This is a genomic window from Thermus sp. (assembly GCF_039793865.1).
Taxonomy (GTDB): domain Bacteria; phylum Deinococcota; class Deinococci; order Deinococcales; family Thermaceae; genus Thermus.
The window spans coordinates 19434-33740 of sequence record NZ_JBAMMI010000057.1; the positions used below are offsets into that span (position 1 = coordinate 19434).

The window sequence follows — 14307 nt, forward strand, 5'->3', positions numbered from 1 at the left end:
ACTCCCCCTTCTCTTCCACAAGCTTAGGCCCGGCCCACGTACTCCCCGGTGCGGGTGTCCACCTTGATGACCTCCCCGGGCTCCACGAAGAGGGGTACCTGGACCACGGTCCCCGTTTCCAAGGTGGCGGGCTTGGAACCGCCGGAAACCGTATCCCCCCGCACCCCGGGAGGGGTGTCCACGATCTTTAGCTCCACCACCGTGGGGGGGGAGATCTTCAGGGGCCGGCCCTCGTAAATGTCCCCCAGGACGGTCATTCCCTCCTTGAGGAAGCGGGCCGCCTCCACCCGGCTCTTGGGCACGTGGAACTGCTCGTAGGTCTCCAGGTCCATGAAGACCAGGTCCTCGCCCTCGGGGTAGAGGTACTGGAGTTCCCGGGTCTCCACGTAGATGTCCTCCAGCTTCTCCCCGGAGTTGAAGGTGCGCTCCACGGTGGCCCCGGTCTCCAGGTTCTTGAACTTGGCCACCACCTTGGCGCCGCCGCGGCCCAGTTTCTGGTGCTGGTACTCCACGCACTCCCAAAGGCCGCCGTCCATCTTCACCTTGGTGCCAGGGCGGAGATCGGTCACGCTGATCATGCTTCCTCCTGACTGGGCCCCTTTTCCAGGTCCAGGACCTGGGGCTTGAGCCCTAAAAGGTCAATATACCGGAGGTAGTCTTCCTCCCCAAGCTCCCGGCCCGCCAGGGCCACCAGCATGGCCTCCATCACGTTGGTCCCAAAGCTCCGGCCGCCAAGCCTCGGGGTGGTGGTGACGAGGCGCTTCACCCCCCGCTCCCGGAGAAAGGCCACGTCCTCCTCCGTGGTGGTGTTGGTGATCACCGTCTTGCCCCGCATGTCCTTGGGCATGTGGCGCCGGATGTAGTGCCAGTCCCCGGCCACCACGTCGGCCCAGGCGTAGTAGCGGGCGCGCCAGTCCTCCCGCACCTCCTCCTGCTTCTTCCCCGTGGGGTAGAGGAGGGAAAAGGGCAGGCGGGTGAAGAGGGGGAGGAGGAGGAAGGCGAGCTTTTGCAGGAAGGATAGGCTGTAGAGGGGGATGGGCAGGCCCAGGGCGAAGATGAAGTCCCCGTAGAGGACCTTCGCCCCCGCCTCGTCCAAGGCCTCGGCGAGGCCGAAGCGGTCCACCGCCGAGGGGAGGAGGACCCGGGTGCGGGGCCAGTCAAAGAAGGAGGCGAGCTCCCCAACCGCCCGCCGCTCCAGGGTGTGCTTGAGGCCCGAGCCGTCCACCACCGGGGTCTTCTTCGCGGCCTCCTTAAACCTCTGGGCGTCCCTTATGATATAGCGCCGCCCCCCCGCCACCAGGTAGAGGTCAATCCCGCCGAGGCCGATGGCGTCCACCTTTCCGTCCAGCTCCCGGATGAGGCAGAGGGCCGCCTGGAAGTCCCCGTCCGTCCCCCGCCTCTCCAAAAGGACGCGCTCCCCCAGAAGCTCCACCTCGGCTGCGGCGTCCCGGCGGCTACTGCCCAAGGAGACGGAAACCACGCGCTTGGTCACGGGGGGCTATTTTACACCCGAGAAGACCCCTAGGAGGAACGAGGAGGAAGAGGACCCAAGCCTGGGGCGCATGCCCCAAGGCTAGGGGGAAGGCCCCGGGCTAAATGGGGTCCGCCTCCCGGGCAAGCCACCCCGCCTGAAGCCCTTTCAGGCCGATGGCGTGGTAGACGAGCTGGGCCGCGGTCATCTCGGCGTGGAACTGGCCGTTCGGGGAGAGCTCCACGAAGTCCATCCCCACCACTTCCTTCTCGCGGAAGACGGCCTCCAGGAGGTCCACCACCTGGCGGTAGGAAAGCCCCCCGGGGAGGGGGGTGCCCACGCTGGGCATCGCCGAGGGGTCCAGGGCGTCAAAGTCCAAGGAGATGTAGACCCGCTTCCCCAGAGCAGAAAGGACCTCCTCCAGGGGAAGCCCCTCCCGGTGGATCCGGTGGGCGGGGAAGAGGGCCACCCCCTTCTCCCGGGCCAAGCGCAAGGAATCCAGGTCCATGGCCCGGACCCCTACCTGGACCAGGGGGAAGCCCTCTTGGAGAAGGCGGTAGAAGGGCGAGGCGTGGGAGTAGACCGAGCCCTGCCACTCGGGGTAGAGGTCGGCGTGGGCGTCAATGTGGAGGAGGGAAAACTCCCCCAAGGCCTCCCGGTGGGCCTGGACCAGGGGGTGGGTGATGGAGTGGTCCCCGCCCAGGGCCACCACCCACTTCCCCGCCCGGAGGTGCCTTAGGGCCTCCTCCCGGATGAGGCGGTGGCTTTCCTCGGCCATCCCCGCCACCCAGGGCACCGGCTCGGCCGCGTGGATCCCCACCTCCTCAGGGGCGGCCCCGAGCTCCAAAAGGAAAGGCTCGAGCTCCCGGCTCGCCAGGAGGATGGCCTCGGGGCCCCGCCGGGCCCCCGGAAGGAAGGAGAGGGAGAGGTCGTAGGGCACGGGCAGGACCACCACCCGGGCCTCTGCGTAAGGGGTATCCCGCTCGCCGAAAATCAGGCGCATACCCCCCAAGCCTAAGCACCTCTCCTGGATCACGCAACACGCGACCCCCGGCCCCTCGCTCGGGCGAAGCCCTAACGGTCCAGAAAGAAAAGCTCCAGGAGGCGCAGGATGGCCCGCACCCCCCGCTCAAAGTCCCGGATGCGGATGTGCTCATTGGGGCTGTGCACCCGGCTTCCCGGGTAGCCCACCCCGAGGCCCACCGCCGGGGCATGGAGGTGGTGGAGGAAAGGGTGCATGGGCCCCGAGCCCGCCATATTCGGGTAGAGCACCGCCTTCTCCCCGAAGGCCTCCTCGAGGGCCCGCCGCGCCAGGGCCACGAAGGGGTGGGCGAGGTCGGAGCGGGCCGGGCGTTCCCCCTTCTCCAGGACCACCACCTCCACGTCGTGGAAGCCCTGGGCCTCGAGGTGGCGCCGAAGAAGCCCCGGCACCTCCTCCGGGTCCTGGTCGGGCACCAGGCGGAAGTCCAGCTTGGCCCGGGCCTCCGCGGGAAGCACCGTCTTGGACCCGGGGCCCCCGTACCCCGCGTGGAAGCCGTTATAGTTGACGCAGGGCTCGGCGTAAAGGCGCTGGTTGAAGTCTAGCCCCCTCGCCCCGCCCAGGAAGTCCTTCACGCCAAAGGCCTCCCGAAGCGCCTCCGACTCGTCCGGGATCTCGGCCAAGACCTCCATCTCCAAGGGGGTGAGGGGGCGCACCCGGTCGTAGAAGCCGGGGATGAGAACCCGCCCCTCCTCGTCCCGCAAAGAGGCCAGGGCCCGGCTCAAGCGGTAGATGGGGTTTTCCACCACTGCCCCAAAGGAGGAGTGGAGGTCAAAGGCCGCGGTCCGCACCTTTAGCTCCAGGGCCACGATGCCCTTGAGCCCGGCGTAGAGGTAGGGCCTGTCCTTGGCGTCCACCCCCCCGGCCTCCCAGAGGATGGCATCCGCCCGCAACAGGTCCTTTTTGTCCGCCACGTAGGCCTCGAGGTGGGGGCTACCCACCTCTTCCTCCCCCTCCACCACGAACTTCACCCGGGGAAGGAAGCCGTGCTTCTTTTGGAAGAGTTTCAGGGCCATCACGCGGGCCACGAGCTCCCCCTTGTCGTCGTGGGCGCCCCGGCCCCACCAGGCCCCATCCCGCTCCACCAGGGCGAAGGGGTCCGTGTCCCAAAGCTCCAGGGGGTCCGGGGGCTGAACATCGTAGTGGTTGTAGAAGAGGAGGGTCCTCTCCCCTTCCCCGCCCTCCGCGTAGACCACCGGGGGGCCGTACCCCTCGTGAAGCTCAGGGGCTAGCCCCAGGCCCTCCAGGACCCCCGCCACCTTTTCCGCCCCCTCCCTTAGCGCCCTGCCCTCGGCGCTCACCGAGGGGATGGCCACGAGCTCCGCAAGAAGGGACCTGGCCTCCGCAAGAAAAGCCTCCATGATAGACTGAGCATACTATGGTGGAACCCTCCTTGGTCCTCTACGGGTCCCTCTACGAGGAGGCCCTCCGGGTGCTGGAGGAAACCCTCCGGGAAACCGGGACCCGGTACGCTCTTTTGGTAGACCGCAAAGGCTTCGTGTTGGTCCACAAGGAGGCCCTCTGGGCCCCCAAGCCGCCCCCCTTAGACTCCCTCGCTACCCTGGTGGCGGGCAACGCCGCCGCCACCCAGGCCCTGGCCAAGCTCCTGGGGGAGGCCCGCTTCCAGGAGCAGGTTCTCCAAGGGGAGCGCATGGGCCTCTACGTGGACGAAGCGGGGGAACACGCCCTCCTGCTTCTCATCTTTGACGAGAACGCCCCCTTGGGCAAGGTAAAGCTCTACGGCAAGCGGGCGGCGGAGGCCCTAGCCCGGCTCGCCGAGGAGGCCCTGGCCCACCCGCCCCACCTCACCCTGGACACGGAGTACCGCGAAAAGGCCAAGGCCCTCCTGGACGACCTCCTGAGCTAGCATGAGCACCATCAATTTCGCCAACCGCGAGATCAACTTCAAGATCGTCTACTACGGACCCGGTCTCTCCGGCAAGACCACGAACCTTAAGTGGATTTACAGCAAGGTACCCGAAGCCCGCAAAGGGGATATGGTCTCCCTGGCCACGGAGGACGAGCGCACCCTCTTCTTTGATTTCCTGCCCCTGGACCTGGGAGAGGTTAAGGGCTTCAAGACCCGCTTCCACCTCTACACCGTGCCGGGCCAGGTCTTTTACAACGCCAGCCGCAAGCTCATCCTGCGGGGCGTGGACGGCATCGTCTTCGTGGCGGACTCGGCCCCAAACCGCCTTCGGGCCAACGCCGAGAGCATGCGCAACATGCGGGAGAACCTGGCGGAATATGGCCTGAAGCTAGAAGACCTCCCCGTGGTCCTCCAGGTGAACAAGCGCGACCTCCCCGACGCCCTCCCCGTGGACATGGTTCGGGCCGTGGTGGACCCCGAGGGCCGCTTCCCGGTCTTTGAGGCCGTGGCCACCGAGGGGAAGGGGGTCTTCGAAACCTTAAAGGAGATAAGCCGCCTGGTCCTGGCCCGGGTGGGAAGCGAGGCTTAGCCTACCGCCCCTGGAAGGGGGGCGCTCCCGAACCCCAGCTTTGGGCCAGGATCTACGCCGAAAAGGCCTTGCGGGGTAGAAGCCGAAAGAGCTGGGGTCGCGGCCCTCAAGCCTACCCCCATGCCGCATTCCTTATGGGAAGAGACAAATGTACTTTTCACTTTTCCCTGAGCTTCGCTACCATGGGCACCGTGTACGGCAACCCGCCGTAGGGAGGAAGGGTATGGAAGAAAAACCGGTCGGCGCCCTGGGAGTGATACTGGTTCTTACCCTCACCATCCTGGTCTTCTGGCTGGGGGTATACGCGCTCTTCTTCGCTAGGGGGTAGGTATGGTGGACGAGCACAAGGCCCACAAGGCGATCCTGGCTTACGAGAAGGGTTGGCTGGCCTTCTCCTTGGCTATGCTTGTGGTTTTCATCGCCCTCATCGCCTACACCCTGGCCACCCACACCTCTGGGGTGATCCCCGTGGGCAAGCTGGAGCGGGTGGACCCCACCAAGGTGCGCGCCGAGGGCCCCTGGGCCGACCCCGCCCAGGCGGTGGTGCAGACCGGCCCCAACCAGTACACGGTCCACGTCCTGGCCTTCGCCTTCGGCTACCAGCCGAACCCCATTGAGGTGCCCAAGGGAGCGGAGATCGTGTTCAAGATCACGAGTCCCGACGTAATCCACGGCTTCCACGTGGAGGGCACCAGCATCAACGTGGAGGCGCTTCCGGGCGAGGTCTCCACCGTGCGCTACACCTTCAAGAAGCCCGGGGAGTACCGCATCATCTGCAACCAGTACTGCGGCTTAGGCCACCAGAACATGTTCGGCAAGATCGTGGTGAAGGAGTGAGCCATGGCGGTGCAAAGCGGTGCGATCAGCCGGATCTACGAGGCCTATCCGGAGAAGAAGGCCACCCTCTACTTCTTGGTGCTGGGCTTCCTGGCCGTCATCGTGGGAAGCCTCTTCGGCCCCTTCCAGGCCCTGAACTACGGGAACGTGGACGCCTATCCCCTTCTCAAGCGCCTCCTTCCCTTCGTCCAGTCCTACTACCAGGGCCTGACCCTGCATGGGGTCTTGAACGCCATCGTCTTCACCCAGCTCTTCGCCCAGGCGGTCATGGTCTACCTCCCCGCCAGGGAGCTGAACCTTAGGCCCAACATGGGCCTCATGTGGCTCTCCTGGTGGATGGCCCTCGTTGGGCTTGTGGTGGCCGCCCTCCCTCTCCTCGCCAACGAGGCCACCGTCCTCTACACCTTCTACCCGCCCCTCAAGGGGCACTGGGCCTTCTACCTGGGGGCGAGCGTCTTCGTCCTCTCCACCTGGGTGAGCATCTACCTCGTCCTGGACCTCTGGCGGCGCTGGAAGGCCCAGCACCCCGGCCAGGTGACCCCCCTCGTCACCTACATGGCCGTGGTCTTCTGGCTCATGTGGTTTATCGCCTCCATTGGGCTCGTGCTGGAAGCGGTGCTCTTCCTCCTCCCCTGGTCCTTCGGGCTCATCCAGGGTGTAGACCCCTTGGTCGCCCGCACCCTCTTCTGGTGGACGGGCCACCCCATCGTCTACTTCTGGCTCCTTCCCGCCTACGCCATCATCTACGCCATCCTGCCCAAGCAGGCCGGGGGGAAGCTGGTCTCCGACCCCATGGCCCGCCTCACCTTCCTCCTCTTCCTCCTCCTCTCCACCCCCGTGGGCTTCCACCACCAGTTCGCCGACCCCGGGATTGACCCCACCTGGAAGATGATCCACTCCGTCCTCACCCTCTTCGTGGCCGTGCCGAGCCTCATGACCGCCTTCACCGTGGCGGCGAGCCTGGAGTATGCAGGCAGGATGCGGGGCGGCAAGGGGCTTTTGGGCTGGATCCGGGCCCTCCCCTGGGACAACCCCGCCTTCGTGGCCCCGGTCCTGGGCCTCCTTGGCTTCATCCCCGGAGGGGCGGGGGGCATCGTGAACGCCAGCTTCACCCTGGACTACGTGGTGCACAACACCACCTGGATCCCCGGGCACTTCCACCTCCAGGTGGCGAGCCTGGTGACCCTCACCGCCATGGGCTCCCTCTACTGGCTCCTCCCCAACCTCACGGGGAAGCCCATCTCCGACGCGCAAAGGCGGCTCGGCCTGGCGGTGGTGTGGCTCTGGTTCCTCGGGATGATGCTCATGGCCCTGGGCCTCCACTGGGCGGGCCTCCTCAACGTGCCCCGGCGCGCCCACATCGCCCAGGTGCCGGACGCTTACCCCCAGGCCGCCGTTCCCATGGTGTTCAACGTCCTCGCGGGGATCGTCCTCCTGGTGGCCTTGCTCCTCTTCATCTACGGGCTTTTCAGCGTCCTTTTGGGCCGGGAGCGCCGCCCGGAGCTCGCCGAAGCCCCCGTGCCCTTCGCCGAGGTCCTCTCGGGCCCCGAAGACCGGCGGCTCGTTCTCGCCATGGACCGGATCGGGTTCTGGTTCGCCGTGGCGGTGGTCCTGGTGGTCCTGGCCTACGGGCCCACCCTGGTGCAGCTTTTCAGCAACCTTAACCCCGTGCCGGGGATGCGGCTCTGGTAAGCGCCCACGTGGTCAAGGGCCGGGGAGGGATTCCTGGCCCTTGACCTTTTTCCCAGAAGGGGAAAAGCTTTTAGGGTGGCCTTCGTCCCCGGACCCGGCCTTCCCTGGATGGTGGGGCTTTCCCTTAGCCCCTTCCTCCTCCAGTTCCTGGGCCTTGGCCTATCGGAAACGCTGGGGCAGGGGCTCTGCGGGAGCGCCCTGGGAGTGTCCGAGGCCGAGGCGGTGCGGTACGGGCTCGTAAGCGAGTACTACTTCTACGGCCAGGCCTTCCTCGTCCTCCTCGCCCTCAAGGTCACCTACGCCCTGGGGCTTTGGGTCCTCCGCCTCATGTACCCCGGGGAGGACCCTCCCTTCGCCCCCCTGGTCTGGCGGGTGGGCGTGGGGCTTTCCCTGGCCCTCCTCTTCCTCTTCCTCCTCACCCGCACCCTGCCCCTCCCCTTCCCCACGCCTCTCGGCCTCGCCTTCCTCTCCCCGGCGCCCCTGGACCCCCTTTCCCTCCTCATGGTCCTGCCGGAACCCTTCCTGCTTTGGCTCTTCTGGAGGCACCGCCCGTGAGGCCCCCGCCTTTGGTCTACCTGCTCGGGGCGGTGAGCTTCCTCATGGACGTGGCCAGCGAGATGGTCTACCCCCTTCTGCCCCTCTTTCTTGGGAGTCTTGGGGCGGGGGCCGGGGTGATCGGGCTGGTGGAGGGGGTGGCGGAGGCCACCGCCAGCCTCTTCAAGGTGGTGGGGGGAAGGCTTTCCGACCGCCTGGGCCGGAGGCGCCCTTTCCTGCTCCTGGGCTACGGCCTTCCCGCCCTCTTCCGCCCCATCCTGGCCCTGGCCACAAGCCCCTGGCAGGTCCTCCTCTACCGCTTCCTAGACCGCACGGGGAAGGGCCTGAGGACGGCTCCCCGGGACGCCCTCCTCGCCGAGAACGTCCCCAGGGAAGCCCTGGGCCGGGCCTACGGGCTCCACCGGGGCCTGGACACCCTGGGGGCCACCCTGGGACCCCTTCTGGCCTTCCTCCTTCTGCCCGCGGTGGGGATGCGGGGGGTGTTCTGGCTCTCGGCAATACCCGCCTTCTTGGCCTCTCTCCTCCTCCTGCGGCTGAGGGAGGCCCCAAGCCCCCCCAAAGCCCTCCCCCCCTTGCGCCTTGCCCGCATGGGCCCGGGCTACCGCCGCTTCCTCCTCGTCTCCGGCCTCTTCACCCTGGCCCTTTCCTCCAACGCCTTTTTGCTCCTCCGCCTCGAGGACCTCGGCCTCTCCGAGGGCCAGGTGACCCTGGCCTACACCCTCTACAACCTGGCCTACGCCCTCCTCGCCTACCCCCTGGGAAGCCTGGCGGACCGGGTGGGCCTAAGGCGGGTGGTGGCCCTAGGCTACGGCCTTTACGCCCTCACCTACCTGGGCTTCGCCCTGGCCACCTCCGCCCCCCTCGCCCTGGCCTTTCTCCTGGTCTACGCCCTGTACTCGGCGGCCTTTGAGGGGGCGAGCCGGGCCTACCTCGCCACCCTGGTCCCCGAGGGGGAGAAGGCCAGCGCCATCGGCCTCTACCACACCCTCATGGGCCTTCTCCTCCTTCCGGCGAGCCTCCTCTTTGGCCTGCTCTGGCAGGCCCTGGGACCGGGGTGGGCCTTTGGGGTAGGAGCGGGCCTGGCCCTCCTCGCCCTCCTCCTCTTCCTGGTTGACGGGAGGGTCCGGCCCCCCTATGCTGGTTAGGGTCTGGCGGGGTAGTGCCCGCCTCTGAGGAGGAAGGGGCTTAGAGCGCCTTCCCCCCTGACGGAGGAGAATATGCCCATCAGCAAGGAAGAGAAGCAGAAGGTCATCCAGGAGTTCGCCCGCTTCCCCGGGGACACGGGGAGCACCGAGGTGCAGGTGGCCCTCCTCACCCTGCGCATCAACCGCCTCTCCGAGCACCTCAAGACCCACAAGCACGACCACCACTCCCACCGCGGTCTTCTGATGATGGTGGGGCAGCGGCGGAGGCTCCTCCGCTACTTGGAGCGGGAGGACCCGGAGCGCTACCGTGCCCTGGTTGAGAAGCTTGGGCTCAGGAAGTAAACTGGGGAATAGGTCGGGGGCGGGGCCCTAGGGCTCCGCCTTTCCCTTGAGGAGCGCCATGCCGGAAGCCACGCCCAACACACCCCAGGCCCACCGCTACGAGACCGAGGTGGCCGGGCGAAAGCTCATTCTGGAAACGGGAAAGTACGCCAAGCAGGCCGCGGGTTCGGTCCTCGTGCGCTACGGGGACACGGTGGTCCTGGCCACGGCCCAGGCCTCGGAAGAGCCCGTGCAGGCCGACTTCCTCCCCCTCACCGTGGAGTTTGAGGAGCGCCACTACGCCGTGGGGAAGATCCCGGGAAGCTTCATGCGCCGGGAGGGGCGCCCGGGGGAGAAGGCCATCCTCTCGGCCCGCATGACGGACCGACCCATAAGGCCCCTCTTCCCCAAGGGGTTCCGCCACGAGGTGCAGGTGATCGTCACGGTGCTTTCCGCCGACCAGAAGAACCCCCCGGACATCCTGGGCCCCATCGCGGCGAGCGCCGCCCTCATGATCTCCGATATCCCCTGGGAGGGCCCCATCGCCGCCGTAAGGGTGGGGCTCATCGGGGGGCAGCTGGTGCTGAACCCCACCCTGCAGGAGCTGGAGGAAAGCGCCCTGGACCTGGTGGTGGCGGGAAGCCGGGAAGCCATCCTCATGGTGGAGGCCGGGGCACAGGAGGTAGAGGAGGAACTTCTGGTCCAGGCCCTGGAGTTCGCCCACCGGGAGATGCGGCCCATCCTGGACCTTCAGGAGGCCATGGCCCGGGAGCTCGCCAAGCCCAAGATGGCCTGGACCCCGCCCGAGGCCCTCTCCGAGGAGGAGAAGGAGGCCCTCTACCGCCTGGCCCTGGAGCGGGGCCTCTCCCAGGTGCTCCAGACCGCAAGCAAAGGGGAAAGGAGCCGGGCCCTCTCGGCCTTCGCCGAGGCCCTCGTCGCCGAGGCCCTGCCCAAGGGAGAGGACGGCGCCCCGGACGAGGCCAAAAAGCCTCTCTACGAGAGCGCCTTTGACGAGGTGGTGCGGAAGGAGCTCCGGCGGCTCGTCCTCGAGGAGGGCAAGCGGGCGGACGGGCGCGGCCCCAAGGACCTCAGGCCCATCTGGATTGAGGTGGACGTCCTCCCCCGGGCCCACGGCTCCGCCGTCTTCACCCGGGGGGAGACCCAGGTCCTGGGCACGGTCACCCTGGGCACGGGCCGGGACGAGCAGATCATCGACGACCTGGGCATTGACGAGACCGACCCCTTCCTCGTCCACTACAACTTCCCCCCCTACTCCACCGGGGAGGTGAAGCGCCTAAGGGGGGTTTCCCGCCGGGAGGTGGGGCACGGCAACCTGGCCAAGCGGGCCCTCAAGGCGGTGATGCCCCCCGAGGAGGCCTTCCCCTACACGGTGCGGGTGGTGGGGGACGTCCTGGAGTCCAACGGCTCTAGCTCCATGGCCACGGTGTGCGCCGGGTGCCTGGCCCTCATGGACGCCGGGGTGCCCATAAGGGCCCCTGTGGCCGGAGTGGCCATGGGGCTCGTGTGGGAGGGGAGCCGGGCGGTGATCCTCACGGACATCCTGGGCCTCGAGGACGCCCTCGGGGACATGGACTTCAAGGTGGCGGGAACCCGCAAGGGGGTCACCGCCCTGCAGATGGACAACAAGGTGGGCGGGCTTCCCCGCGAGGTGCTGAAGGAAGCCCTCCTCCAGGCCCGGGAGGCCAGGCTCAAGATCCTGGACCTGATGGAATCGGTCCTCCCCGCCCCGCGTCCTGAGCTCAAGCCCTTCGCCCCCAGGATCCTCGCCCTCAAGGTCCCCGTGGACAAGATCGGCCTGGTCATCGGCCCCGGGGGCAAGAACGTGCGCGCCCTGGAGGAGCTCGGGGTGGAGGTGGAGATCGAGGAGGACGGGACGGTGCGCATCTACTCCAGCGACCTCGAGGCGGCGGAGAAGGCCAAGAGGCGCATAGAGGACCTCACCCGCGAGGCCAAGGTGGGCGAGGTCTACGAGGGCACCGTCACCCGCATCACCCCCTTCGGGGCCTTCGTCAGCCTCTTCCCCGGCACCGAGGGGCTCCTCCACATCAGCCAGGTGGCCCCGGGCCGGGTGAAGCGGGTGGAGGACCACCTCAAGGTGGGGGACGTGATCAAGGTCAAGGTTCACCGCATTGACGAGAAGGGGAAGATTGACCTGATCCGCCCCGAGCTGGAGGGCAAGATCCCCCCGAGGCGGTCCTAGCCCCAAGTACCCCCCGCGAGCGCTCCCCATCCGGGAGAAAGGAGACCTATGGAACACCCCGAAAGAAAGCCGAGGAGAAGGAGAAAGCGCCGCCCCCAGGAGGGAAGCCCGGCGCACGGCGGCCAGGAGGCCGTGGAGATCATCCCCTTGGGGGGGATGGGGGAGATCGGCAAAAACATCACCGCCTTCCGCTACCGGGACGAGATCTTCGTCCTGGACGGAGGGCTCGCCTTCCCCGAGGAGGGGATGCCGGGGGTGGACCTCTTGATCCCCCGGGTGGACTTCCTGGTGGAGCACCGCCACCAGATCAAGGCCTGGGTCCTCACCCACGGGCACGAGGACCACATCGGTGGGCTCCCCTTCCTCCTCCCCATGGTCTTCGGCAAGGAAAGCCCGGTGCCCATCTACGGGGCGAGGCTCACCTTGGGGCTTCTTAGGGGCAAGCTCGAGGAGTTCGGCCTGAGGCCCGGGGCCTTCAACCTCAAGGAGATCTCCCCCGACGACCGCATCCAGGCGGGCCGCTACTTCACCCTGGACCTCTTCCGCATGACCCACTCCATCCCCGACAACTCCGGGGTGGTGATCCGCACCCCCATCGGCACCATCGTCCACACCGGGGACTTCAAGCTGGACCCCACCCCCATTGACGGGAAGGTCTCCCACCTGGCCAAGGTGGCCCAGGCGGGGGCGGAAGGCGTGCTCCTCCTCATCGCCGACGCCACCAACGCCGAAAGGCCCGGCTACACCCCAAGCGAGATGGAGATCGCCAAGGAGCTGGACCGGGTCATCGGCCGCGCCCCCGGAAGGGTCTTCGTCACCACCTTCGCCAGCCACATCCACCGCATCCAGTCGGTGATCTGGGCGGCGGAGAAGTACGGGCGCAAGGTGGCCATGGAGGGGCGGAGCATGCTGAAGTTCAGCCGCATCGCCCTGGAGCTCGGCTACCTCAAGGTGAAGGACCGCCTCTACACCCTGGAGGAGGTCATGGACCTCCCCGACCACCAGGTCCTCATCCTGGCCACGGGGAGCCAGGGCCAGCCCATGTCCGTCCTCCACCGCCTGGCCTTTGAGGGGCACGCCAAGATGGCCATCAAGCCGGGGGACACGGTGATCCTCTCCTCTAGCCCCATCCCCGGGAACGAGGAGGCGGTGAACCGGGTCATCAACCGCCTCTACGCCCTCGGGGCCTACGTCCTCTACCCCCCCACCTATAGGGTCCACGCCTCGGGCCACGCCTCCCAGGAGGAGCTCAAGCTCATCCTCAACCTCACCACGCCCAAGTTCTTCCTCCCCTGGCACGGGGAGGTGCGCCACCAGGTGAACTTCAAGTGGCTCGCCGAGTCCATGAGCCGCCCCCCGGAGAAGACCCTCATCGGGGAGAACGGGGCGGTCTACCGCCTCACCCGGGACACCTTTGAGAAGGCGGGGGAGGTGCCCCACGGGGTGCTCTACGTGGACGGCCTGGGGGTGGGGGACATCACCGAGGAGATCCTGGCCGACCGCCGCCACATGGCCGAGGAGGGCCTGGTGGTCATCACCGCCCTGGCCGACGAGGAGCCCGTGGTGGAGGTGGTCTCGCGGGGCTTCGTGAAGGCCGGGGAGCGGCTTCTTGGGGAGGTGAAGCGCATGGCCCTCGAGGCCCTCCTCGCGGGCATCCGGGAGAAGAAGCCCCTAGAGCGCATCCGGGACGACATCTACTACCCGGTGAAGAAGTTCCTGAAGAAGGCCACGGGCCGCGATCCCGTGATCCTCCCGGTGGTCATCGGCGGGTGAGGGCGCCCCTTGCGAGACCCAGGCCCAGGCCCTTAGCATGAGGCCATGCTCCGCTACCCCGAGCTTCCCCTGGAAAGCCCCCTCATTGACGCCGAGCTTCCCGACCCGAGGGGCGGGCGCTACCGGCTTTCCCAGTTCCAGGAGCCCCTCTTGGCCGTGGTCTTCATGTGCAACCACTGCCCCTACGTGAAGGGCTCCATCGGCGAGCTCGTGGCCCTGGCGGAGAAGTACCGGGGCAAGGTGGCCTTCGTGGGCATCAACCCCAACGACTACGAGAAGTACCCCGAGGATAGCCCCGAGGGGATGGTGGCCTTCGCCGAGGCCCACGGCATCTTCTTCCCCTACCTCCTGGACGAGACCCAGGAGGTGGCCAAGGCCTACCGCGCCCTGCGCACCCCGGAGGTCTTCCTCTTTGACGAGAGGCGCCTCCTCCGCTACCACGGCCGGGTGAACGACAGCCCCAAGGACCCTGCCAAGGCCCAAAGCCACGACCTCGAGGCGGCCATAGAGGCCCTCCTCCGGGGCGAGGAGCCCCCCCTCAAGGAGGCCCCCGCCATCGGGTGCACCATCAAGTGGAAGCCCGGCAACGAGCCGGAGGTGCGGATAGCCTGAGTTTTTGAGGAGCTTGACAGAAACCCCTTGGCGGCTGTAAACATAGATCGAGCCATCAAGGCCTTTTCCCCTCGCGCAGGCTCGAGGAGGTCCGGTTATGCCGTTTGGAGTCTATAGCCCCGCAGGAGGTACCTATTCGCTTGTGGAGCCCTTTTCCCTAGCCTCGGACGTAATAGGATCTA

15 protein-coding genes are annotated in these 14307 nt (G+C 67.3%); 11 read left to right on the forward strand and 4 right to left on the reverse strand.

What is annotated here, in order from left to right; all coding sequences use genetic code 11:
• Positions 1–23 precede the first annotated feature (23 nt).
• The 4 genes from efp to ABJK26_RS05440 form a co-directional block, all read right to left on the reverse strand.
• Complete coding sequence (gene efp / locus ABJK26_RS05425; RefSeq protein ID WP_347241247.1) at positions 24–578, reverse strand: elongation factor P; 555 nt, start codon at positions 576–578, stop codon at positions 24–26.
• Positions 575–1492 (reverse strand): quinate 5-dehydrogenase, encoded by a 918-nt coding sequence (locus ABJK26_RS05430; RefSeq protein ID WP_347241248.1) that lies wholly within the window; start codon positions 1490–1492, stop codon positions 575–577. The genes efp and ABJK26_RS05430 overlap by 4 nt, the downstream gene beginning before the upstream one ends.
• Before the next feature lie 100 nt (positions 1493–1592).
• The gene (gene speB / locus ABJK26_RS05435; RefSeq protein WP_347241249.1) at positions 1593–2474 is read right to left on the reverse strand and encodes an agmatinase; all 882 of its coding nucleotides are present in this window, start codon (positions 2472–2474) and stop codon (positions 1593–1595) included.
• A gap of 71 nt (positions 2475–2545) precedes the next feature.
• Positions 2546–3871, reverse strand: coding sequence for a M20/M25/M40 family metallo-hydrolase (locus tag ABJK26_RS05440; RefSeq protein ID WP_347241250.1), 1326 nt, complete (start codon positions 3869–3871; stop codon positions 2546–2548).
• A 17-nt stretch (positions 3872–3888) separates the two neighbouring features.
• Between ABJK26_RS05440 and ABJK26_RS05445 the strand changes: the two genes are divergently transcribed.
• From ABJK26_RS05445 to ABJK26_RS05495, 11 genes are all read left to right on the forward strand, one after another.
• A complete protein-coding gene (locus ABJK26_RS05445) occupies positions 3889–4377 on the forward strand; it encodes a roadblock/LC7 domain-containing protein (RefSeq protein WP_347241251.1) in 489 nt (162 codons plus the stop codon).
• 1 nt (position 4378) lies between these two features.
• Positions 4379–4969 carry an ADP-ribosylation factor-like protein gene (locus ABJK26_RS05450; protein ID WP_347241252.1) on the forward strand — a complete coding sequence of 197 codons (591 nt, stop codon included), beginning with the start codon at positions 4379–4381 and terminating at the stop codon, positions 4967–4969.
• A 223-nt stretch (positions 4970–5192) separates the two neighbouring features.
• Complete coding sequence (locus ABJK26_RS05455) at positions 5193–5297, forward strand: cytochrome c oxidase subunit 2A (protein ID WP_347241253.1); 105 nt, start codon at positions 5193–5195, stop codon at positions 5295–5297.
• A 2-nt stretch (positions 5298–5299) separates the two neighbouring features.
• Positions 5300–5806 carry a cupredoxin domain-containing protein gene (locus ABJK26_RS05460; RefSeq protein ID WP_347241254.1) on the forward strand — a complete coding sequence of 169 codons (507 nt, stop codon included), beginning with the start codon at positions 5300–5302 and terminating at the stop codon, positions 5804–5806.
• A gap of 3 nt (positions 5807–5809) precedes the next feature.
• A complete protein-coding gene (locus tag ABJK26_RS05465; RefSeq protein WP_347241255.1) occupies positions 5810–7498 on the forward strand; it encodes a b(o/a)3-type cytochrome-c oxidase subunit 1 in 1689 nt (562 codons plus the stop codon).
• A 108-nt stretch (positions 7499–7606) separates the two neighbouring features.
• Positions 7607–8053: a hypothetical protein gene (locus ABJK26_RS05470; protein ID WP_347241264.1), complete on the forward strand. Its 447-nt coding sequence runs from the start codon at positions 7607–7609 to the stop codon at positions 8051–8053.
• Positions 8050–9198, forward strand: a complete 1149-nt coding sequence (locus tag ABJK26_RS05475; RefSeq protein ID WP_347241256.1) for an MFS transporter — start codon at positions 8050–8052, stop codon at positions 9196–9198. The genes ABJK26_RS05470 and ABJK26_RS05475 overlap by 4 nt, the downstream gene beginning before the upstream one ends.
• Before the next feature lie 72 nt (positions 9199–9270).
• Positions 9271–9540: a 30S ribosomal protein S15 gene (rpsO, locus tag ABJK26_RS05480; protein WP_347241257.1), complete on the forward strand. Its 270-nt coding sequence runs from the start codon at positions 9271–9273 to the stop codon at positions 9538–9540.
• 58 nt (positions 9541–9598) lie between these two features.
• Positions 9599–11740, forward strand: a complete 2142-nt coding sequence (gene pnp, locus ABJK26_RS05485) for a polyribonucleotide nucleotidyltransferase (RefSeq protein WP_347241258.1) — start codon at positions 9599–9601, stop codon at positions 11738–11740.
• A gap of 48 nt (positions 11741–11788) precedes the next feature.
• Complete coding sequence (locus ABJK26_RS05490) at positions 11789–13513, forward strand: ribonuclease J (protein WP_347241259.1); 1725 nt, start codon at positions 11789–11791, stop codon at positions 13511–13513.
• A 45-nt stretch (positions 13514–13558) separates the two neighbouring features.
• Positions 13559–14125: a thioredoxin family protein gene (locus ABJK26_RS05495; protein ID WP_347241261.1), complete on the forward strand. Its 567-nt coding sequence runs from the start codon at positions 13559–13561 to the stop codon at positions 14123–14125.
• Positions 14126–14307 lie beyond the last annotated feature (182 nt).